The sequence below is a fragment of the Cupriavidus sp. YR651 genome, from assembly GCF_900101625.1.
Classification (GTDB): Bacteria; Pseudomonadota; Gammaproteobacteria; order Burkholderiales; family Burkholderiaceae; genus Cupriavidus.
The window spans coordinates 480,422-500,239 of sequence record NZ_FMYZ01000004.1 but is presented as its reverse complement, the minus strand read 5'-3'; the positions used below and the strand labels follow the sequence as shown (position 1 = coordinate 500,239).

The window sequence follows — 19,818 nt, the reverse complement described above, 5'->3', positions numbered from 1 at the left end:
TCCTTCAGTTGATGGTGGCGCCGGTGCGGCGGACCATGTCGGCGTAGCGCGAGGTGTCCTGGCGCATCCACGCCGTCACCGCTTCGCCCGGGCTGCCCGCCGGCACGAAGCCGAAGGTCGCCATCCTGGCGCGCACGTCGGGGGCATCGAGCGCCTCGCGCACGGCCTTGCCGATGGCGGATACGCGCTCCGGCGGTGTGCCAGCCGGCGCCAGCAACGCCACCCACGTGGAGGCGTCGATGCCGCTGGGCCCGCCCGCCTGTTCGATCGTCGGCACGTCCGGCAGCGCGATGGAACGCTTGCTGTCCGCCACCGCCAGCACGCGCAGCTTGCCGGCCTGGATCAGCGGACCGGCCGTGGCATACGACCCGAGTGCCCACGTCACCTCGCCATTCGCCACGGCCGTGTAGAGCTGGGCGGTGTCCTTGAACGGCGCGTGCAGCATCTGGGTACCGGTGGCGGCCTCCAGTTGCGCCGCACCGAGATGGCCGGGGCTGCCGACCGCCCACGACCCGTAGGACACCGCGTTCGGGCCGGCCCTGGCGGCCGAGATCAGCGCCGGTATCGACTGGATCGGGCTGTGGCTGGCCACCACCACGAAGAAGGCCGTGCGATACAGGCCGGTCACCGGCACATAGTCCTTGACGGGGTCGTACGGCAGCTTGCGGAACAGGCTCGGGTTGATCGCCAGATGCCCGACATCGGCGATACCCAGGTCATATCCCGTGGCCGGCGAGCGACGCGTGGCCTCCATCGCGATAAAGCCGTTGCCGCCCGGGCGCGGATCGACGATCACGGGCTGCCCCCAGGCCCTGGACAAGCGTTCGCCAATCAGGCGCGACACCGCATCGGGACCGCTGCCTGCGGGAAACGGGCTCAGCAGGCGGACTGGTTTGGCGGGAAAGGTCTCCGCGTGCGCGGCGGTGGCGAGGAGCGGTTGCGCCAGCATGAGGGCGGCTGCGGCCAGGGTGGCGGCGAGGTGTGCGGCGCTCCGGGGGCGAATGGCAGGGTCGGATTGCGGGTCGGATTGCGGACCGGATTCCGGGCCGGATTGAGGGCGTTCCATCGGTTGTCTCCGTTGATATGGCTTTGTTATGGAACCGGAGTCTAGAGGCCCCTTCCGAGCACAGAAAGATGGCAGAATCGCCCCATCGATGCCTGACTGTTATCGCCATGAAACTGCATCACCTGCGGGATTTCGTTGCCATCGCGGAGGCGCACAGCGTGCGCGGCGCCGCGCGCGTGCTAGGGCTGGCCCAGCCGGCGCTGACGCGCAGCCTGCGCGAACTGGAGGGGGAACTGGGCACCCCGCTGCTGGAGCGCCATGCGCGCGGCGTGGTGCTGACGCCAATCGGCGAAGCCTTCTACAGCCGCGCCCATGCGGCGATGGCGGAAATCCGCCGTGGCCAGGACGAAGTGGCGCAACTGCTTGGCAAGCCGTCGGGATCGGTTTCGGTTGGGCTGTCCAGTGCGGTGTGGCTGGCGATGGCGCCCGAGGTCCATCAGGCGTTCCGCAAGCGCTATCCGGGCGTCAGGCTGCGGATGGTCGAGGGATTTTTCTCGATGCTGGAGGCCCGCCTGCAGGATGGCACGCTCGATTTCTTTATCGGTCCGCGGCCGGCACGGCCGGTCAGCGACAGCTACAAGGTGGATCTGCTGTTCCAGAACGAGCGCGTGGTGGTCGGCCGCAGGGGCCATCCCCGCAGCGGTGCGCGGCGGCTGGCGGAGCTCGTCGACGAGGAATGGATTCTCACCGGCGTGCGTGAACGCGTCGAGGCGGAATTCGAGGATGCCTTCGTCAGCCAGGGGCTGCCGCCGCCCGTGCCGATGACGCAGGCCGAATCGATGGTGGGCGTGGCCGCCCTGCTCTGCTCCACCGACGCGCTGGCGATGTTGCCGCGGCAGTGGGTCAATGCGCCGCTGTTCTCGGGCGTCATCGCGCCGATCGACGTCAAGGAGCGCATCGAGGGGCCAGACATCGTCCAGATTTCGCGGGCCGGCGTGCCCCTGACACCCGCCGCGGCGTACTTCTCCACGCTGTTCGAGCGCGCGGCCGGACAGGTGACGGCGACGCGAAAGGCCGCGCCTGCCGCCACGAAGAAACCCGCCGGCTAGCGTGCGAGTGAGCGCGCCGGCCGCGCCGGCCGCATGGACTTACTCCGGCGTGATCCCCGCCTGCTTGATCTGCGCCGACCAGCGGACCATTTCCTTGCGCAGCATCGCATCCGCCTGCGCGGGGCTCATCGTCAGCGGCTCAAACCCCTCCTTGAGCAGTCGCGCCTTCAGCTCCGGCTGCGCCAGCGCCGCGTTCAGCGTCTGGTTCAGCTTGGCCAGCACGTCCTTGGGCGTACCGGCCGGCGCGCTGACGATGAACCACGTCTCGAACGCGTAGCGCGGCAGGCCAGCCTCGGCCATCGTCGGAATGTCCGGCATCAGCGGCGAGCGCTTCGGCCCCGTCACGGCCAGCGCGCGAAGCTTGCCGGCCTGCACCTGCGGCAGCGCGGCGGAAAGCACCGGAAAACTCATCTGCACCTGACCCGCGATCGTATCGACCAGGGCCGGGCCGCCGCCCTTGTAAGGCACGTGCAGGATATCCGCGCCGGATTCGGACTTGAACAGCTCGGCGGCCATATGGAACGTGCTGCCCGACCCCGCCGAGCCAAAGCTCAGCTTGCCCGGCTGCGCCTTGGCCAGCGCCACCAGCTCCTTCACGTTCTTCGCCGGCAGGCTGTTGGTCACCACCAGCACATGTTGCGAAGTCCCCATCGTGCCAACCGAGACGAAATCCTTCGCGGTGTCGAACGGTAGTTTCGCGAACAACGCCGGGTTGACCGCCAGCGCCACGTTGTTGATCGCCAGCGTGTAGCCGTCCGGCTTGGCCTTGGCCACCTGATCCATGCCGATGTTGCCCGACGCCCCGGCGCGGTTGTCCGCGACCACCGGTTGCCCGAGCTGCTTGCCCCACGCATCGGTGATCAGCCGGCCGGCGATATCCACGCTGCCTCCCGGCGCGAACGGCACGATCAGGCGGATGGGGCGATCGGGATAGCTGTCGGCAGCCAGCGCGGGCGCGACGGCCAGCACGGTGGCCGCGCAGGCGGCTAGCATCGCCAGCCGGGCGAATGGTCGGTTCATGGTGGTCTCCTGTTGGGCGTGCCGGGATCTGGCCCGGTCGAATGCCTTGTTCTTGAAAGAATGCGGAGAGTGTAGCCATGAATCGTGGCGCCCTGATGTCGCCACCAGATCGACATTGCTGCCTGGCATTCACGAATTGACGCCACGGCAATCGCGGCGAATGGACGCCTCCGGCGCTGACCGATGTGGATCGACTGGCGAACCTGCCCTGTTCGGGCGGCGTAGTCAGAAGCTCGCAGCGAGGCCGAGCGACACGCCCGAGACGTTGTTGCCGAAGACGTAGCGGACCACCGCGCGCACCCGCGTGACGAAGATCTCATGGGCGCTGGTGTCCAGCTCAAGCCCGGTCCCCAGCGTGGTCAGGTGGTTGAACCCCAGCACGCCGGCCTGATTGCCGTAATAGTGCGAGTGCGAGATCTCGAGCACATAGCGCACGGGCCGATCCATCGCGAACATCCCGGTCGGGGCCCGCCAGCGCGCATACACGTTGGCGGTCTGGGCCGTGGCGGTGCCCTTCACCGAGGCGCTGGTGCCACCAAACGTCTGCAGGTAGATGTTGGTGTAGCGCAGTTCCAGATCGATCTCATGGGTTTCCCGGTAGTGCTCCCAGTCGATCATCACGGCGCCGCCGAGCCCGTACGCGTTGAGCGTGCCGCCATTCAGGAAGTCGATCTGACGGTCGGCGGCGCGCTCCACGACAGCCTTGGCCACGGCCAGGTCGCTCGACACGTTGCCGAGCGACGCATTGAGGATCGGCCGGAAGACCAGCTCCTTGTCGGCCGTCAGCGGGAAGTCCCAGCCGATGCCAATCGTCCCGGCCACGGTATTCCAGCGGGTCGGGACCTCGCGCGACTCCGACCCGTCCGTGGCGACGAAGGTCGGGTCGTAGCGGCTGTAGGCGATCGATCCTTCCAGGTACAGCGGGAACGTCTTGCTCATCGTGAATCCGCCGCCCAGTTGCGACATGACGATGCCGGGGTTGCTGGTGGCCGCGTTGTTGATCGACAGCGAGCTGGACGCGAGGTCCGGCACCACGGAATACCCCATCAGGGCGAGCACGCCGTTGGCCTGCTTCTGCACGCCGGGGCCGATGAGTTGAAATCCGGCCTGCGCGCCGGCATGGTGACAGGCGGACAGCGCAACGAATGCGGCGCAGAGGCGAAGGCCGTGTCGTATGTGTTTGCGGAGGCGAAGTGGGCGAGTCCCGTGACGGAGAGCGGCCTTCATCTTGTTCCATGTCTGGCGATACGGCGGGCATGGTGTGACATCGCGACAGCAGGTACGCAACTGCCCGCGCGCTATCGTCGCAAGGAATCCAGCGGCGGGGAATTTACTTCTTTACACGCCTGTAGTTACTGTTTTCATCACCGGATCTGCCTGCTCCGTCAGGCTCGCCAGGTAGCGGTGGATCTGCGCCACCACCGCGGCGCCCTCGCCCACTGCGGCGGCGACGCGCTTGGTGGACCCCGACCGCACGTCGCCAATCGCGAACACGCCCGGCACGCTGGTTTCCAGCGTGTAGTCGGCCCGTTCCGTGCAGGATTGACGCGCATCGTAGCCGGTCAGCACGAAGCCCTTCGAATCCGTCTGCACATTGCAGGCACGCAGCCAGTCCGTGTTGGGCGCGGCGCCGATGAACAGGAACACGTGGCGCATTGGCGTCTCGACGCACTCCGGCCCCAGTGCCTGCTCCCTGACCTTGACCTTCGAGAGCCAGCCTTCGCCCTCCATCGCCGTAATCTGCGCATGGGTGTGCAGGTGGACGTTGGGCAGGCTCTTCAGGCGGTCGATCAGGTAGCGCGACATCGTGGCTTCGAGCCCTTCGCCGCGCACGAGGATATGCACCTCGGCCGCGTGGGAAGCCAGGAATACCGCCGCCTGCCCCGCCGAGTTGCCGCCGCCCACCAGCATCGCGTGTTCGTCCTTGCAGAGCTTGGCTTCCACCGGCGAGGCCCAGTAGTAGACGCCCCGGCCCTCATAGCGCTCCAGCGATTCGATATCCGCACGGCGATACTGCGCGCCGGTGGCGATCACCACGCTGCGCGTGGGAATCTGGCGGCCATCGGCCAGTTCGATCCGAATCGGGTTGTCGCCGCAATGCAGCGCGCGCGCCTCGAGCGGTATCGCCAGGTGCGCACCGAATTTCAGGGCCTGCACGAACGCACGGCCCGCCAGCGCCTGACCGGAGATGCCAGTAGGAAAGCCCAGATAGTTTTCGATACGCGCGCTGGCGCCCGCCTGCCCGCCGGGGGAGCGGCAGTCGATCACGGCCACCGACAACCCTTCGGAGGCCGCATACACAGCCGTCGCCAGTCCAGCCGGCCCCGCGCCGACGACGATCACGTCGTAGATGTGATTGGGATGAAACTCGGGCACCAGCCCCAGGCAGGACGCGAGCTGCCCCTCGTCCGGCGCGCGCAGCACGCTGCCATCGGGACAGATCACCATCGGGAAATCGCTCGCCGGGGCCTTGCTGACGTCGAGCAGCGCGGTGGCGTCATGGTCGACATCGATGTCGATGACCTTGTGCGGATAGCCATTGCGGCGCAGGAACGCCTGCAGCGCCAGCAGCAACGGCTGGGTGCCCTTGCCAACCAGCACCGGACCGCTGCCCCGCTCGATCAGGCCCACGCGGCGCAAGATCAGGGCCCGCATGATCCGTTCGCCCAGGTCGGCTTCCGCCACCAGCAGCGCCCGCAGGCGATCGGGCGGCACCACCAGGATGGTGACGTCTTCCAGCGCCACGGCGTCCACCAGCGCGGGCTTGCCGCTCAGCTGGCCGACCTCGGCCAGGAACTGGCCCGGCCCCTCGTCGGCGATGGGCACACTGTTACCCAGTCCGTCGCGGTGGATGATCTGCGTGCGGCCCGTCAGGATCACGTGCATGCCGCGGCCGGTGTCGCCGATGGAGAACAGCTTCTCGCCGGCCTTCCAGGCCTTGACCTCGCCGAAGCGCCGGATGCGTGCGATCTCCGCGGCGGTCAGCGTGGGAAACATCTGGTGGCGGCGGCTCTCCAGGACCGAGAACGGTGCTTCCAGCTCCACCACCGGCTCGTGACCGGCTTGCTCGTTCGTCATGTCCGGACCGGCATCGCCCTCCGATGTCGCCTGCGTCATCTCCATGCTTCCCCCTGCTGTAATGAGGTCGCCGGCGGCGCCGGCGATGTGCATCGAACGAGACTGCCTTCGCGGCCGCTACCGCCGGCCGCGCATCGGGTCGATAGTAGCCGCCCTTGGCCGGAAACACACATGAAGATTTATGAAGATCCGGCGTCGTGCGCGGCCCCGGGGCTCGCCGGCCCGCTTCCACGGTCCGGCGCGTCACGGCGCCGGGGCCCGTGGCTGGCGTCACCCCCTGGTGCCACCCAGAGGCTTGCCGGCTTGCTGGATCGCGCTACGCATCCGTTCCTCTTCCTCGCGCAGCTCGGGCGTGAAGGCTTCGCCAAAGTCATCGGCTTCAAAGACGCGGCGGAGTTCCAGTTCCACCTCGCCGTTGCCGTCGGTCACCGGCCAGCGGCGCACCCACTCGAGGGCTTCCTCATAGGAGCCGACCTCGATCATCGTGAAGCCGGCGACCAGTTCCCTGGCCCCGGCAAACGGGCCATCGATCACGTTGGGCTTGCCCTTCGAGAACTTCACCCTGGCGCCCCGCGACGACGGGTGCAGACCTTCGCCGGCCAGCATGACGCCGGCCTTCACCAGTTCGGCGTTGTAGGCCGTCATGTCCGCAATCAACTGCTCGGAGGGCATTTCGCCGGCTTCGGTCTGGGCGTCGGCCTTGCGCAGAATCATGAATCGCATCTTGGTATCTCCTTCGATATACGGCTGAGTTGGCTGAGACGGGGTTGGGGGCAAGCGCAACGATGGTGGTTCCGGGGCGCTCTACTGTACGACGAACGTCACGCCGCCAAAACGACATCGGGATCAGCCTTACCCATGAAAAAAACGACTGGATCGAATCGTTTTAAATCATGGTGAGAATAGTCGACGCTGGCTACACTTTGTTTCGCGCCTGACAGACGCGCTTCCGCGCTGGCTTGCAAGGCCGGCGGCGGAAATTCAGAACGCCCCCAGAAAGTACGGAAGCAAGGAGACGAGATGTACCGCGATCGCATTCGCATGGCCGCCCTCCAGGACAAGATCATGACGGCCGACGAAGCCGCCACGCTGATTCAGGACGGCATGACGGTGGGCATGAGTGGCTTCACCCGCGCAGGCGACTGCAAGGCCGTGCCCTTCGCGCTGGCCCGCCGCGCAGCCAGCGATCCGCTGCAGATCACGCTGATTACCGGCGCATCGCTGGGCAACGACATCGACAAGATCCTGGCTGAGTCCAACGTGCTGGCGCGACGCCTGCCATTCCAGTCGGATGCCACGCTGCGCCGCAAGATCAACAATGGCGAGGTCATGTTCATCGACCAGCATCTGGGCGAAACCGTCGAGCAACTGCGCAGCGGGCAACTGGCGCCGGTGGACATCGCGGTGATCGAGGCCGCGGCCATCACCGAGACCGGCGGCATCGTGCCGACCACCTCGGTCGGCAACTCGGCCAGCTTCGCCATGATGGCCAGGAAGGTGATCGTCGAGATCAACCTGAACATGCCCGCCGCGCTGGAAGGGCTGCACGACATTGCGTTCCCGGTGCAGCGCCCGTATCGCCAGCCGATTCCGCTGATCGCCGTCGAACAGCGCATCGGCCTGCCCTATATCCCCGTCGACCCGTCGCGTATCGCCGCCATCGTCATCACCGAGCGCGACGACAGCCCCTCCAACGCCCTGCCCCCGGATGCCGAAACCCGCCAGATCGCCGGCCATCTGAACGCGCTGCTGGCGCGCGAGGTGCGCGCGGGCCGGCTGTCGTCGTCGCTGCAACCGCTGCAGGCCGGCATCGGCACGATTGCCAATGCCGTGCTGCACGGGCTGGCGGATTCCCCGTTCCACGACCTGACGATGTACTCCGAGGTCCTGCAGGACAGCACGATCTCGCTGATCGATGCCGGCAAGCTGCGCTTCGCGTCGGCGTCCTCGATGACGCTGTCGGGCCCCGTCTACCGCCGCGTGCTCGACGAGATCGACCGCTACAAGTCGCGGCTGGTCCTGCGCCCGCAGGAAATCAGCAACCATCCCGAGGTGCTGCGCCGGCTGGGCCTGATCACCATCAACACGGCGCTGGAGTGCGACATCTACGGCAACGTCAACTCGACGCACGTCGGCGGCACCCACATGATGAACGGCATCGGCGGCTCGGGTGACTTTGCGCGCAATGCCTACCTGTCGGTGTTCGTAACCAAGTCCGTGGCCAAGGACGGCAGGATTTCCAGCATCGTGCCGATGGTGTCGCACGTCGACAATAGCGAGCACGACGTCGACATCCTGGTGACCGAACACGGCCTGGCGGACCTGCGCGGCCTGGCGCCGCGCGAGCGCGCGCTGCAGGTGATCCGCAACTGCGCGGACCCGGCCTACCGCGACGGGCTGCTCGACTATTTCAGGCGCGCATCGGCGCGCGGCGGCCAGACCCCGCACCTGCTGGAAGAAGCGTTTGCCTGGCACGTGAACTACCGCGACCACGGCAGCATGCTGCCGGCAACCCAGGCCGATCCGGTATCGCCCGCGGTCGAAGCGCAGGCTGCGGCATTGGCGGCCTGAGGACTCTCGGGAGGCGCGCGGGACGTATCAACAAAAGTTGACGCCCGGGCGGTCAGTGATAAGAATGGCTGATCGCCGCCGGCCGACGCATTTCTGCCTCGGCAGGCTGACCCCATGGCCCCGTCCGTCTCCCGCCCCCATGATTCCATCCGTCACCGCGCTCCACAGCCGTCTCAAGATGCAGCATCTCCGGTTGCTGCTGGCCATCGAGGAGCGTGGTTCGCTCCGTCAGGCTGCGGAATCGCTGACGCTGACACAACCGGCGGTCAGCAAGATGCTGCAGGACATGGAGGAACTGTTGGGTGTGACGCTGTTCGACCGCCACGCGCGCGGCCTGCGTCCGACGCGTTTTGGCGGCGCGGCCACGCGCTACGCCAAGCTGGTGTTTGCCGACATGGCTGGCCTGCGCGACGAACTGGTGGCGCTGGAATCCGGCAAGACCGGCCGGGTGCGCGTGGGTGCGGTGATGGCGCCCACGCCGGGCCTGCTCGCCGGCGTCATCCGGGATCTCAATCGCGACCATCCCCGGCTGGAAATCGCCATTCAGGTCGATACGAGCGACCTGCTGGTGCCGCTGCTCGAACGCGACCAGCTGGACATTGTGCTGGGCCGCGTGCCGGAGGGCTGGGACAGCAGCGGACTGGCGTTCGAACAACTGGACGAGGAAGGGCTGGCCATCGTGGTCGGTCCGCAACATCCGCTGTGCAAGCGCCGGCGTCCCTCCTTCGCCGAGCTGACCCACTATCCGTGGATCATGCAGCCACGGCCCAGCCCGATGCGCGCGCTGATCGATCGCTCGTTCGAGGATGCCGGCGTTGCGCCGCCCCCGTCGACCATCGAAACCGCCGCAGTGCTGATGACCACTTCCTTGCTGGCCGACAGCGAACTGATCGCCGTACTGCCGGCCTCGGTCGCGGCGTTCTACGAGGGCCTCGGCGCGCTGACCGTGCTGCCTTTGCCGCTGCCGCGCAAGCTCGGCCCCTACGGCATCGTCACGCGACGCGGCCGGCCCGTCACGGCGTCGATGAGCGTGTTGCTCGACGCCTTGCGGGCGGCGGCTGCGGGATAGTTGCGCCAGGCGGCTGCGCGGCTTGCCACGCCGCCAAACCGGCGCCCCCGGTTCCACGCCGCCGCGCTCAGCGGCCCCAGCGCAGGACCAGCGGGTCCAGGCGCCGCGCGATCCGGAGCAGGCCGTCGCGCGTCGCCGGGTGCATCGGCTGCAGCGGATGCCGCACCGCGTCCGAGGCGATCACGCCGCCCTCTTTCATCAGCACCTTGCTGGTGGCCAGCCACCCCTGGCGGTTCTCGTAGTTGATCAACGGCAGCCAGCGCTGATAGTGATCGGCGGCCAGATCCACGTCGCCGGCCTGATAGGCATCCACGATCTGCCGGATGCCGTCCGGAAAGCCGGCGCCGGTCATGGCGCCGGTGGCGCCCGCATCGAGGTCGGCCATCAGCGTGATGGCCTCTTCCCCGTCCCACGGTCCGACGATGGCGTCGCCGCCCAGTGCGATGAGATCGCGCAGCTTGGCGGCCGCCTGCGGCACCTCGATCTTGAAATAGGAGACATTGGCGATCTCCCTGGCCATGCGCGCCAGGAACGGCGCCGACAGCGTCGTCCCGCTGACCGGGGCATCCTGGATCATGATGGGGATGTCGATGGCGTCGGACACCGTCGCGAAGAACGCGTGGATGGCCGGCTCCGGCACGCGGATCGTGGCGCCGTGGTACGGCGGCATGACCATCACCATCGCGGCGCCGGCATCCTGCGCGGCGCGGCTGCGCTCCGCACACACGCGGGAACTGAAATGCGTGGTGGTGACGATGACCGGCACGCGGCCCGCCACATGTTCGAGCGTCGTCTTCATCAGCAAGCTGCGCTCGTCGTCGGTCAGGACGAATTGCTCCGAGAAATTCGCCAGGATGCAGAGGCCGTTCGAGCCGGCATCGATCATGAAATCAATGCACCGGCGCTGGCCGTCGAGATCCAGTTCTCCATCCGCATCGAAGATGGTGGGCGCCACCGGGAATACGCCGCGATATACCGGACGGCCTGCTGACGTGCTCATGTCTCCCTCTCCTATTCTGGTTTCCGGCAGTGCCGGCTGGCGCCAATATACGGCTCGGGTCCGCGCCCTGTATATTGAATCCTTTCCATTACGTGATCGCTTTTGCGACTCACCGCCATGCCCGCCACGAAGACCACGCTCGACGTCCTGCTGTCCCGCCTGCGCATGAAGCAGCTGCAGTTGCTGATCGCGCTGGACGACCGCAAGAGCCTGCATCAGGCCGCCGCCGACATGGCCATGACCCAGTCGGCCGCCAGCAAGGCCCTGCAGGAACTGGAAACCATGCTGGGCGCGCCGCTGTTCGAGCGGTCCCGCAGCGGCATGCGGCCCAACCCGTTCGGTCATTGCGTGATCCGGTACGCGCGGCTGATGGTCACCAACCTCGACGCGTTGTGCCAGGACATGGCGGAGATCCGCTCCGGCCAGGGCGGCCACCTTGCCGTGGGCGCGATCATGGGCGCGGTGCCCGAGGTGCTGGTGCCGGCGCTGGAGACCCTCGGGACCACGCAGCCCCGGCTGTCCGTCCACGTCGTGGAGGACACCAGCCGGCGACTGCTGGACCTGCTCGATGATGGCCGGCTCGACCTCGTGCTCGGCCGTGCGCTGGTCAGCGCGCAGCCCGATCGCTACCACTACCAGCCGATCGAGGAGGAGCCGGTTTCGGTGGTGGTCGGCTATGCGCATGCGGCACCGCGCGCCAGATCGCTGAGCCTGGCCGACCTGGCCGGGTATCGGTGGATCGTGTATCCCGGCCAGATGCCGATGCACGAATTGCTTCAGCGCGAGCTTGACCTGGCCGGCCTGACCCTGCCGGCCAATGTGATCTCCACCTCGTCCACCTTTGTCACCGTGGCGATGCTCGCGCGGAGCGACCGGCTCGTGTCGCTGCTGCCCACCAGCGTGGCGACGCTGTTCGCGCGCCAGAAAATGCTGCGCATCCTGCCGCTGACGCTGCAATCGCGGCAGCAGACCTTCGGCATCGTCACCCGGCGTGGTGGCACGCTGTCCGCCGCCGCCCGCGCGCTGATCGGGCTGCTGAAAGTCCGGGAGGATCGCTGAGGTATTCCGTCAGGTGATCGCCCATTCAAAATTGCTCACTAGTTGGGTATCACTCCAGCCCGTATAGTCCGGTCGAACAGCACAGCTGATCACAGACAACCACAAGGATGGAGACAACCATGAGAAAGTGGATCACCGGCGCAAGTGCCGGCCTGATCGGCCTTGCCGCCGTCGCCGTGCCCGTCGCCCATGCCCAGGATCCCCGTCCCGTGCGACTGATGGTCGGCGCGGCCCCTGGCGGCGGCACCGACGTGATGGCGCGCATCGTCTCCGACAAGCTGGCCGCCGTCCTCAAGCAACCCGTGGTGGTCGACAACCGGCCGGGTGCCTCCAATACCATCGCCGCCGACATGACGGCCAAGGCCGCGCCGGACGGCAATACGTTGCTGATGGGCGTGGTCACCTCGCAGGCCATCGCCCCCCATCTGCTCAAGCTGCAGTTCGATCCGCTGAAGGACCTGGCCCCCGTGGCACTGGTGTCCTCCGTGCCCAATGTGCTGGTGGTCAACAACCAGGTCCCGGCCCGCGACGTCAAGGCGCTGGTCGCGCAGATCCAGGCCAACCCGGACAAGTTCCGCTACAGCTCTTCGGGTGTCGGCAGCACCCAGCATCTTGCGGGCGCCGCGTTCGCGCGCCAGGTCCACGGCAAGCTGCTGCATGTGCCGTACAAGAGCAGCAGCAGCGCGCTGGTCGACCTGATGGGCGGCCAGGTCGACATGAGCTTTGAAACCATGCCTTCGGTCATCAGCCACATCAAGGCCGGCAAGCTGCGCGCGCTGGCCGTGACCGCCGACCAGCGCTCCGCTCTGCTGCCCGACGTGCCCACGCTGGCCGAAGCCGGCGTGCCGGGCGTCCAGATGAATGCCTGGTATGGCGTCTACGCGCCGGCCGGCACGTCGCCCGCCACGCTGCAGAAGCTGGGCACCGCGTTGACCGGGGTACTCAAGGACCCCGACACGGTGCGCCGCCTGAACGACGTCGGCGCGCTGCCGGGCACGCTCAATGCCGCGCAGTTCGATGCGTTCGCGCGCAGCGAATATGCCCGCTACGGAAAGCTGATCGCCGAACTCGGCGTCAAGCTCGACTAGGAGGTTGTTTAAAAAAGATCCTGGCGTCGTTGCGCGGCCTTGTCGTACCAACTTGTACTGCCTGCGGCCGCGCGTCTAGCCAGGACCGCTTCGCTTCATTTTTAAACAACCTCTGATTTCCCTCATCCCACACTGACATGACTGCACGCCCCCGTATTGCGATGGTGCTTGGCGATCCCGCCGGCATCGGCCCCGAGCTGGTTGCGCGGCTGCTGGCGGACCCCGCCGCCACGCAGGCCGATATCCTGCTGATCGCCGACCGCGACGAATGGCGCCACGGCGCCGAGATTGCCGGCGTGAATCTCGCCCTGCGCGAAACCGATCGCCTCGACTTCGCCAGCGACGGCGCGCCACGGCTCTATCACTGGGCGCTCGACGACATGCCGGCGTACCCGCGCGGCGCCGCCAGCGCCGAGGGCGGCCGCTACTGCCTCGGCACGCTGGCGCTGGCGCTTGAGCTCGCGCAGGCGGGCAAGGCCGACGCCATCCTCTTCAGCCCGCTCAACAAGAGTTCGCTGCATGCGGCGGGCATGGGCCACAACGACGAACTGCACTGGTTTGCCGAGCAACTCGGCCATCGTGGTGCGTTCTGCGAGTTCAATGTGCTGGACGGCCTGTGGACCTCGCGCGTGACCTCGCACGTCGCGCTCAAGGACGTGCCGGCCATGATCACTCGCAAAAGCGTGGGCGCCGCCATCGACCTGATCGACCAGGCCCTGCGTGCCGCCGGCATGCGCGCACCGCGCATCGCCGTATGCGGCCTGAATCCGCACAACGGGGACAACGGCGCGTTTGGCCGCGAAGAGATCGACATCATCGCGCCGGCCGTGGCAGACGCCCAGGCGCGCGGCGTGGCCGCGCAGGGGCCATTTCCGGCCGACACCATTTTCCTGAAGGTGCAGGGCGGCCCGGCCACGCGCCAGTTCGACGCCATCGTGACCATGTATCACGACCAGGGCCAGATCGGCATCAAGCTGATGGGATTCTCGCGCGGCGTGACCGTGCAGGGCGGCCTGCCGGTGCCGATCACCACGCCGGCGCATGGCACCGCCTTCGACATCTCGCAGCAGGGCCGCGCAGATCCGGGCGCCATCCTGCAGGCATTCCACCTGGCCTGCCAGATGGGTGCGCAACGACACCACTCATATTTCGCCGCGAAAGGAGCTACACCGTGAAGATCACCAACGTCCGCGCCCGCGTTTTCGAATGGAAGGGCAAGACCGTCCCGCCGCAGGCGCACTTCTGCACCAACGCCACCGACATCCTGTTCGATCGCGGGGACGCCATGGGCTCGTTCCGCTTTCACGGCTGGCTGGTGGTTGAAATCGAAACCGACACCGGACTGGTTGGCATCGGCAACTGCGCGCTCGCACCTCGTGTGGCCAAGCAGATCGTCGATCAGTACCTGGCGCCGATCGTGATCGGGCAAGACCCGTTCGACAACGAGTACCTGTGGCAGAAGATGTACCGCCGCACGCATGCCTGGGGCCGCAAGGGCATCGGCATGGCGGCGATCTCGGCGGTGGACATCGCGCTCTGGGACCTGATGGGCAAGGCGACGGGCAAGCCGGTGTTCAAGCTGCTGGGCGGGCGCACCAAGGAGAATATCTGGTGCTACGCCTCCAAGCTCTACAACAATGACGACCGCGACGTCTTCCTGGCCGAGGCGCAACGCTACCTGGATCAGGGCTTCACCGCGATGAAGATGCGCTTCGGCTACGGCCCCCGGGACGGCGCCGTCGGCATGCAGAAGAATATCGAGCAGGTGCGCCTGCTGCGCGAGCTGGTGGGCGACGGCGTGGACATCATGCTGGAGTGCTACATGGGCTGGACGCTGGAATACGCGCGCCGGATGGTGCCGCGACTGGCCGAGTTCCAGCCGCGCTGGCTGGAAGAACCGGTCATCGCCGACGATATCGAGGGCTATGCGGAGCTCAAGAAGATGAGCCCCTTCCCGATCTCCGGCGGCGAGCACGAATTCACCTCGTACGGCTTCAAGGACCTGCTGGAGCGGCGCGCCGTGGACGTGATCCAGTACGACACCAACCGCGTCGGCGGCATCACCGCCGCGCAGAAGATCAACGCGATGGCGGAAGCGTGGTCCGTGCCCGTGATTCCGCACGCGGGGCAGATGCACAACTATCACCTGACGATGGCGTCCACCGCGTCGCCGATGGCCGAGTACTTCCCCGTGCACGACGTGGAAGTCGGCAACGAACTGTTCTACTACATCTTCAAGGGCGACCCGGCGCCGGACAACGGCTACCTGCAGCTTGACGACGACCTCCCGGGCCTGGGGCTGACGCTCAACGAAGACCATTTCCCCGACTTCGAGATCATCGGCTAGGAGGCACCTTGCGGCCGGCGCTGCCCTGCTGCGCCGGCCGATCCCGCCCCGTCACATTCGGTAACGCCAGGCGCCGGCCGAACCTTCTACAATGATGACCACCCGCCATGGGCACCCCGTCGGATCCGGTTATCCGCGCCCCCGGGATCACATTTAGGAAGCGTCCACGTGCAAAACAAGAAGCTCAACCTGGCTCCCCTGATTGCGCTCATCGCCCTTACGCTCAGCCCGCTGGCAAGGGCCGATGTCAGCGAGGCAGCGCACGATGTCAAGGAGGGCACCGTGCATGCCGTCAAGAAGACCGGCGAGTTCGCCAAGGATGTCGGCCACGGCATCGGCCATGCGGCCAAGACGGTCGGCCACGGTATCGGCCAGGCGGCCAAGACCGTTGGCCACGGCGTGGCCGATACGACACGCGAGGGCTATCACGCCGTCAAGCACGCGGTCCACAAGGATTCCGAGCAAAAAGATCCCCAGTAATCCCGCTCCGCCCCCGCTCGTCCTGAAGTTCTGGTTGTTCCGCACTCCGGCGATGTGATACGCAGGTAAGGCGATGCGCCGGGGCGATGCCCAAGCGCGATCCGGATCAGACCGGAAGGCCCTTCGCACGCAGCACGGCGTCAAACCGCTCCGGATCGGCCGTGCCGGTGCGGTTGGTCTCGCGGATCTTCGCTTCGCGCTCGAGGTGCGCACGGGTGCGGCGCAGCACATCCTCGGCCTCCGCCGCCGGCACCGCGATCACGCCATCGGCATCGCCGATGATCAGGTCCCCGGGCATCACGGCCATGCCGGCGCACGCAACCGGCACGTTGATCTCGCCGGGGCCGTCCTTGCTCGGGCCGCGATGCGTGTGGCCGCGCGCGAAGATCGGCATGCCGTCCTCGGCCCATTCGAGCAAGTCACGAATCGCGCCATCGATCACCAGTCCGCCCAGTTTCTTCGCCACGCACGTCGTGCGCATCAGGCCGCCGACGAGCGCCTGCGTCACGTCGGCGCCGCCGTCGATCACGAGCACATCGCCGGGCTCGACCATCATCAGCGCCTTGTGAATCATCAGGTTATCCCCGGGGCGTACGCGCACGGTCACGGCCGGCCCGCACAGCACCGTATCGAGCCGCGCGTGGTACTGGCGCAGGCCGACGGTGCCGACGTTGCGGCTCATGGCGTCACCGATCGCCGCCACCGGCATCTCGCGGAATGCAGCCACGATGCCGGCGGCCGGACCCGCCTGGCGCGGCACGATGCGATAGCCGGCCGGCCACTGCAGTGTCTGGTTCGTCGGATCTGGCGTGTGGTTGCTCTGGCTCATATCGATTTCCCCTTCTCTTGTCAGTACAAGGCCTCGCACGCGGCGCGCAGGCGCGCGAGCCCGGCCTCGAGCTTTTGCATCGACGTGGCGAACGAGATCCGGAAGAACGGCGAGACGCCATAGGCACCGCCTTGCAGCACCGCCAGGTTCTGCGCCTCCAGCAGGTAGAGCACAAAATCCTCGTCGTTCTCGATCCGCTTGCCTGATGGCGTGGTGCGGCCGATCACGTCCGCACACGACGGAAACACGTAGAACGCGCCCTCGGGCACATGGCAGGAGATGCCCGGAATGCGATTGAGCTCGGTCACCACGGCGTCGCGGCGCGACTGGAAGATCCGCGTGCGCTCGGCGATGAAATCCTGCGGACCGGTCAGGGCTTCCAGCGCAGCCGCCTGGCTGATCGACGACGGATTGGAGGTGCTCTGCGACTGCAGCTTGACCATCGCCTTCACCAGCGACGCGGGTGCGCCACCGTAGCCGATGCGCCAGCCCGTCATGGCATAGGCCTTCGATACGCCATTGATGGTCAGCGTACGGTCCTTGAGCGCGGGCTCGACCTGGGCGATGGTCGCGAATTCGCGGCCGTCATAGAGGATGTGCTCGTAGATGTCGTCCGTCATCACCCAGACGTGCGGGTGACGCATCAGCACATCCGCCAGCGCCTTCAGTTCCGCGTGCGAATACGCGGCACCGCTCGGATTGTTCGGCGCATTGAGCACCAGCCAGCGCGTGCGCGGCGTGATGGCGCGCTCCAGGTCTTCGGGCATGAGCTTGAACCCGTTCGCCGGCAGGCAATCGACAAACACCGGCGTGCCCTCGGCCAGCAACACGATATCCGGATACGACACCCAGTACGGGGTCGGCACGATGACTTCATCGCCGGCTTCCACGGTGCACATGAAGGCGTTGAAGATGATCTGCTTGCCGCCAGTGCCGACGATCAGCTCGCCGGGCGCGTACGCAAGCTGGTTGTCGCGGAGGAACTTGTCTGCGATGGCGGCGCGCAGCTCGGGGGTCCCGCCCACGTCCGTGTACTTGGTCTGCGACTTCGACATCGCGCGCGTGGCGGCTTCGCAGATATGAGATGGCGTATCGAAATCCGGCTCGCCGGAGGTGAGGCCGATGATGTCGCGGCCAGCGGCGCGAAGCTCACGGGCGCGTTGGCCGGCCATCGAGCTCGGGGACGGTTTGATGCGGTTCAGACGTGCGGCAATGAGGCTCATGATCGTGAAATCGTGGGATCGTGAAAACGTGGCTATGGAACTAGCGAGGGGAATGCGGTGTGGCGGGGTTCTGGATGAAGCGCCGGTGCTCGCGCAGGTAGGGAACGAGCCCGCCGGCGTCGCGGATCATCAGCACGATGTCCGGCACGGGCTCGCAGGGAATCACACGGCCGCTGCTGTCGTCCGCCTCGCCCACGCGCAGCGTCGCGCTCGAACCCGACAGATGGAGCGCGACGGACTCGCCTTCGCGGATGCCATCGGTGTCCGCGGTGATGAGCAGCAGCCCGTTATTGACCGCGTTACGCCAGTACGTACGGGAGAAGCTCTTGGCCACGACGACGCGGATGCCCGCCGCGAGCACGACCGTGACGGCCACCTCCATCGCGGAACCGCAACCGAAATTGTGGCCCGCGACGAGGACGTCGCCGTCCTGCACGCTTGCCGCGAATTCCGGCGCCAGGTCTTCGAGCAGATAGCGGCGCAGGACGTTGGGGTCCAGGCTGTCCTTCTTGCGGCTGGACGCGATGATGTAGTCGGTATTGATGTCGTCCCCGAGCAGACGGGCACGGCCCGGCGTGACGGAGAGACGGGCGGTGGTGGAAGTCGATGCCATGATCAGCCGATGGCCTCGCGCGGATCGCTGAGCTGGCCGGTGACGGCCGCCGTTGCGCACGCCCGTGGCGAAGCAAGAAAAATCTGCGCCTGGCGATTGCCCATGCGCCCCTTGAAATTGCGGTTGGCGGTGGAAATCACGCGCTCGCCATCGGCCGGGATGCTGCCGCAAGTGCCGCAGCACGCGCCGCAGCCCGGTGCCTGCAGTTCCGCGCCCAGCGCGCTGAATTCGGCCAGCATGCCGGCCGCTTCCATTTCCGCGCGCACCGACTCGGAGGCCGGCGTCACGATCAGGCGCACGCCCGGCGCCACGCCGCCGCCCGCGCGCAGCACGGCGAGCGCTTCGCGGTAATCCTTGGTGCGGCCGCCCGTACAGGTGCCGAGGTAGACCATGTCGATCTTCGTCTCGCCCGCCGCGTCGAGGTCGATCACGTTGTCGACGCGATGCGGCATCGCCACCTGCGGCACGACGTCGGCCAGGTCGAAGGTCAACGTCTGCGCATAGGTTGCGCCGGCATCGGCGGCCACCGGCTCGAACGACGCGTCGCTGCGAGCCGCAAGCCATGCGCTAGTACAGGCGTCATAGGGGAACAACCCGGCCTTGGCACCCATTTCCACCGACATATTGGCCAGCACGATGCGATCGTCCATATCGAGCGAGGCCACGCCCGGCCCATCGAATTCGAGCGCCATGTAGTTGGCGCCCCCGGCGCCGAGCCTGCGTGCCATCGACAACGCCAGGTCCTTGGCCGATGCGTACGGCGGCAGCTCGCCGGTCAGGTGGATGCGGATCGATCCGGGCACCTTGAACCAGAGCTGGCCGCACTGGAGAATGCCCGCGAGATCGGACGAGCCGATGCCCGAGCCGAATGCATTGAGCGCGCCGTAGGACACCGCATGCGAGTCCGCGCCAACCGCCAGCTGGCCGGGCAGCACGCGGCCGCGCTCCAGCATCAGCTGATGGCCGATGCCTTCACCAACCTCGAATACGCAGATGCCATGCGCGCGGGCATAGGTCCGCGCGCGCTCCTGCAGCGCCAGCGCGCGGGCGCCGGACGTCGCGCCGTAGTGGTCGAGCGCGAACACCAGCCGCTCGGGCATGACTGGCGCCGGCAGCGTGCCGTCGGGCTGCATCTCGCGGAAATAATCGAGCGCCATCGGGATCGAACCATCGGTGCCCATCGTGGCATCGGGCTCGCAAATCGCGAGGTCGCCGGCAAACACCGCCTGCCCGGCCGCGCGGGAGAGCAGCTTCTCGGCGAGAGTCTGCGGGCGCGCGGCGGCGGCGGTCTCGGAGACAATCGTCATGGGGACCTTGTGCTCAGTT

18 protein-coding genes are annotated in these 19,818 nt (G+C 67.1%); 8 read left to right on the top strand and 10 right to left on the bottom strand.

Features of this window, described 5'->3' with window-relative positions; translation table 11 throughout:
- Nucleotides 1-4: 4 nt before the first annotated feature.
- On the bottom strand, nt 5-1,066 hold the full coding sequence (locus BLR29_RS14935; protein WP_092137768.1) for a Bug family tripartite tricarboxylate transporter substrate binding protein: 1,062 nt from the start codon (nt 1,064-1,066) through the stop codon (nt 5-7).
- A 107-nt stretch (nt 1,067-1,173) separates the two neighbouring features.
- Between BLR29_RS14935 and BLR29_RS14930 the strand changes: the two genes are divergently transcribed.
- Entirely contained in the window at nt 1,174-2,115 is a 942-nt protein-coding gene (locus tag BLR29_RS14930; protein ID WP_176860956.1) for a LysR substrate-binding domain-containing protein, read from the top strand.
- A gap of 39 nt (nt 2,116-2,154) precedes the next feature.
- Here the strand turns inward: BLR29_RS14930 and BLR29_RS14925 are convergent, their stop codons facing one another.
- From BLR29_RS14925 to BLR29_RS14910, 4 genes are all read right to left on the bottom strand, one after another.
- Nucleotides 2,155-3,135, bottom strand: a complete 981-nt coding sequence (locus BLR29_RS14925) for a tripartite tricarboxylate transporter substrate binding protein (RefSeq protein ID WP_092137766.1) — start codon at nt 3,133-3,135, stop codon at nt 2,155-2,157.
- A gap of 225 nt (nt 3,136-3,360) precedes the next feature.
- The gene (locus BLR29_RS14920) at nt 3,361-4,362 is read right to left on the bottom strand and encodes a hypothetical protein (protein WP_255371247.1); all 1,002 of its coding nucleotides are present in this window, start codon (nt 4,360-4,362) and stop codon (nt 3,361-3,363) included.
- 111 nt (nt 4,363-4,473) lie between these two features.
- Nucleotides 4,474-6,258 carry an FAD-dependent oxidoreductase gene (locus tag BLR29_RS14915; RefSeq protein ID WP_092137765.1) on the bottom strand — a complete coding sequence of 595 codons (1,785 nt, stop codon included), beginning with the start codon at nt 6,256-6,258 and terminating at the stop codon, nt 4,474-4,476.
- 225 nt (nt 6,259-6,483) lie between these two features.
- Nucleotides 6,484-6,936, bottom strand: coding sequence for a YciI family protein (locus BLR29_RS14910; protein ID WP_092137764.1), 453 nt, complete (start codon nt 6,934-6,936; stop codon nt 6,484-6,486).
- Between the two features lie 297 nt (nt 6,937-7,233).
- Here BLR29_RS14910 and BLR29_RS14905 point away from each other — a divergent pair, with 297 nt between their 5' ends.
- Entirely contained in the window at nt 7,234-8,784 is a 1,551-nt protein-coding gene (locus BLR29_RS14905) for an acetyl-CoA hydrolase/transferase family protein (RefSeq protein WP_092137763.1), read from the top strand.
- Between the two features lie 139 nt (nt 8,785-8,923).
- Nucleotides 8,924-9,853, top strand: coding sequence for a LysR family transcriptional regulator (locus tag BLR29_RS14900; RefSeq protein WP_092137762.1), 930 nt, complete (start codon nt 8,924-8,926; stop codon nt 9,851-9,853).
- Between the two features lie 67 nt (nt 9,854-9,920).
- On the opposite strand, the gene BLR29_RS14895 is transcribed toward BLR29_RS14900, so the two are convergent.
- Entirely contained in the window at nt 9,921-10,853 is a 933-nt protein-coding gene (locus tag BLR29_RS14895) for a dihydrodipicolinate synthase family protein (protein WP_092137761.1), read from the bottom strand.
- 117 nt (nt 10,854-10,970) lie between these two features.
- Between BLR29_RS14895 and BLR29_RS14890 the strand changes: the two genes are divergently transcribed.
- From BLR29_RS14890 to BLR29_RS14870, 5 genes are all read left to right on the top strand, one after another.
- On the top strand, nt 10,971-11,912 hold the full coding sequence (locus BLR29_RS14890; protein WP_092137760.1) for a LysR family transcriptional regulator: 942 nt from the start codon (nt 10,971-10,973) through the stop codon (nt 11,910-11,912).
- A 119-nt stretch (nt 11,913-12,031) separates the two neighbouring features.
- Nucleotides 12,032-13,000, top strand: a complete 969-nt coding sequence (locus BLR29_RS14885) for a Bug family tripartite tricarboxylate transporter substrate binding protein (RefSeq protein WP_092137759.1) — start codon at nt 12,032-12,034, stop codon at nt 12,998-13,000.
- Between the two features lie 137 nt (nt 13,001-13,137).
- A complete protein-coding gene (locus BLR29_RS14880; protein ID WP_092137758.1) occupies nt 13,138-14,175 on the top strand; it encodes a 4-hydroxythreonine-4-phosphate dehydrogenase PdxA in 1,038 nt (345 codons plus the stop codon).
- Complete coding sequence (locus BLR29_RS14875; protein WP_092137757.1) at nt 14,172-15,347, top strand: L-rhamnonate dehydratase; 1,176 nt, start codon at nt 14,172-14,174, stop codon at nt 15,345-15,347. Before BLR29_RS14880 ends, BLR29_RS14875 begins: the two co-directional genes overlap by 4 nt.
- Before the next feature lie 168 nt (nt 15,348-15,515).
- Nucleotides 15,516-15,827 (top strand): hypothetical protein, encoded by a 312-nt coding sequence (locus tag BLR29_RS14870; RefSeq protein WP_092137756.1) that lies wholly within the window; start codon nt 15,516-15,518, stop codon nt 15,825-15,827.
- A gap of 106 nt (nt 15,828-15,933) precedes the next feature.
- On the opposite strand, the gene BLR29_RS14865 is transcribed toward BLR29_RS14870, so the two are convergent.
- The 4 genes from BLR29_RS14865 to BLR29_RS14850 are packed head-to-tail and all read right to left on the bottom strand — an operon-like array spanning nt 15,934 to nt 19,799.
- Complete coding sequence (locus BLR29_RS14865; RefSeq protein WP_092137755.1) at nt 15,934-16,656, bottom strand: RraA family protein; 723 nt, start codon at nt 16,654-16,656, stop codon at nt 15,934-15,936.
- Between the two features lie 20 nt (nt 16,657-16,676).
- Complete coding sequence (locus BLR29_RS14860) at nt 16,677-17,879, bottom strand: aminotransferase class I/II-fold pyridoxal phosphate-dependent enzyme (protein ID WP_092137754.1); 1,203 nt, start codon at nt 17,877-17,879, stop codon at nt 16,677-16,679.
- Between the two features lie 40 nt (nt 17,880-17,919).
- Nucleotides 17,920-18,492: a LeuD/DmdB family oxidoreductase small subunit gene (locus BLR29_RS14855; protein ID WP_092137753.1), complete on the bottom strand. Its 573-nt coding sequence runs from the start codon at nt 18,490-18,492 to the stop codon at nt 17,920-17,922.
- 2 nt (nt 18,493-18,494) lie between these two features.
- The gene (locus tag BLR29_RS14850) at nt 18,495-19,799 is read right to left on the bottom strand and encodes a 3-isopropylmalate dehydratase large subunit (RefSeq protein WP_092137752.1); all 1,305 of its coding nucleotides are present in this window, start codon (nt 19,797-19,799) and stop codon (nt 18,495-18,497) included.
- Nucleotides 19,800-19,818 lie beyond the last annotated feature (19 nt).

What these genes read in the sequence shown, in the direction of transcription:
- BLR29_RS14920 (WP_255371247.1), bottom strand. Translation starts at nt 4,362, where the DNA reads ATGAAGGCCGCTCTCCGTCACGGGACTCGCCCACTTCGCCTCCGCAAA.
- BLR29_RS14890 (WP_092137760.1), top strand. Translation starts at nt 10,971, where the DNA reads ATGCCCGCCACGAAGACCACGCTCGACGTCCTGCTGTCCCGCCTGCGC.
- BLR29_RS14935 (WP_092137768.1), bottom strand. Translation starts at nt 1,066, where the DNA reads ATGGAACGCCCTCAATCCGGCCCGGAATCCGGTCCGCAATCCGACCCG.
- BLR29_RS14885 (WP_092137759.1), top strand. Translation starts at nt 12,032, where the DNA reads ATGAGAAAGTGGATCACCGGCGCAAGTGCCGGCCTGATCGGCCTTGCC.
- BLR29_RS14925 (WP_092137766.1), bottom strand. Translation starts at nt 3,135, where the DNA reads ATGAACCGACCATTCGCCCGGCTGGCGATGCTAGCCGCCTGCGCGGCC.
- BLR29_RS14900 (WP_092137762.1), top strand. Translation starts at nt 8,924, where the DNA reads ATGATTCCATCCGTCACCGCGCTCCACAGCCGTCTCAAGATGCAGCAT.
- BLR29_RS14895 (WP_092137761.1), bottom strand. Translation starts at nt 10,853, where the DNA reads ATGAGCACGTCAGCAGGCCGTCCGGTATATCGCGGCGTATTCCCGGTG.
- BLR29_RS14905 (WP_092137763.1), top strand. Translation starts at nt 7,234, where the DNA reads ATGTACCGCGATCGCATTCGCATGGCCGCCCTCCAGGACAAGATCATG.
- BLR29_RS14860 (WP_092137754.1), bottom strand. Translation starts at nt 17,879, where the DNA reads ATGAGCCTCATTGCCGCACGTCTGAACCGCATCAAACCGTCCCCGAGC.
- BLR29_RS14880 (WP_092137758.1), top strand. Translation starts at nt 13,138, where the DNA reads ATGACTGCACGCCCCCGTATTGCGATGGTGCTTGGCGATCCCGCCGGC.
- BLR29_RS14850 (WP_092137752.1), bottom strand. Translation starts at nt 19,799, where the DNA reads ATGACGATTGTCTCCGAGACCGCCGCCGCCGCGCGCCCGCAGACTCTC.
- BLR29_RS14855 (WP_092137753.1), bottom strand. Translation starts at nt 18,492, where the DNA reads ATGGCATCGACTTCCACCACCGCCCGTCTCTCCGTCACGCCGGGCCGT.
- BLR29_RS14930 (WP_176860956.1), top strand. Translation starts at nt 1,174, where the DNA reads ATGAAACTGCATCACCTGCGGGATTTCGTTGCCATCGCGGAGGCGCAC.
- BLR29_RS14915 (WP_092137765.1), bottom strand. Translation starts at nt 6,258, where the DNA reads ATGGAGATGACGCAGGCGACATCGGAGGGCGATGCCGGTCCGGACATG.
- BLR29_RS14910 (WP_092137764.1), bottom strand. Translation starts at nt 6,936, where the DNA reads ATGCGATTCATGATTCTGCGCAAGGCCGACGCCCAGACCGAAGCCGGC.
- BLR29_RS14865 (WP_092137755.1), bottom strand. Translation starts at nt 16,656, where the DNA reads ATGAGCCAGAGCAACCACACGCCAGATCCGACGAACCAGACACTGCAG.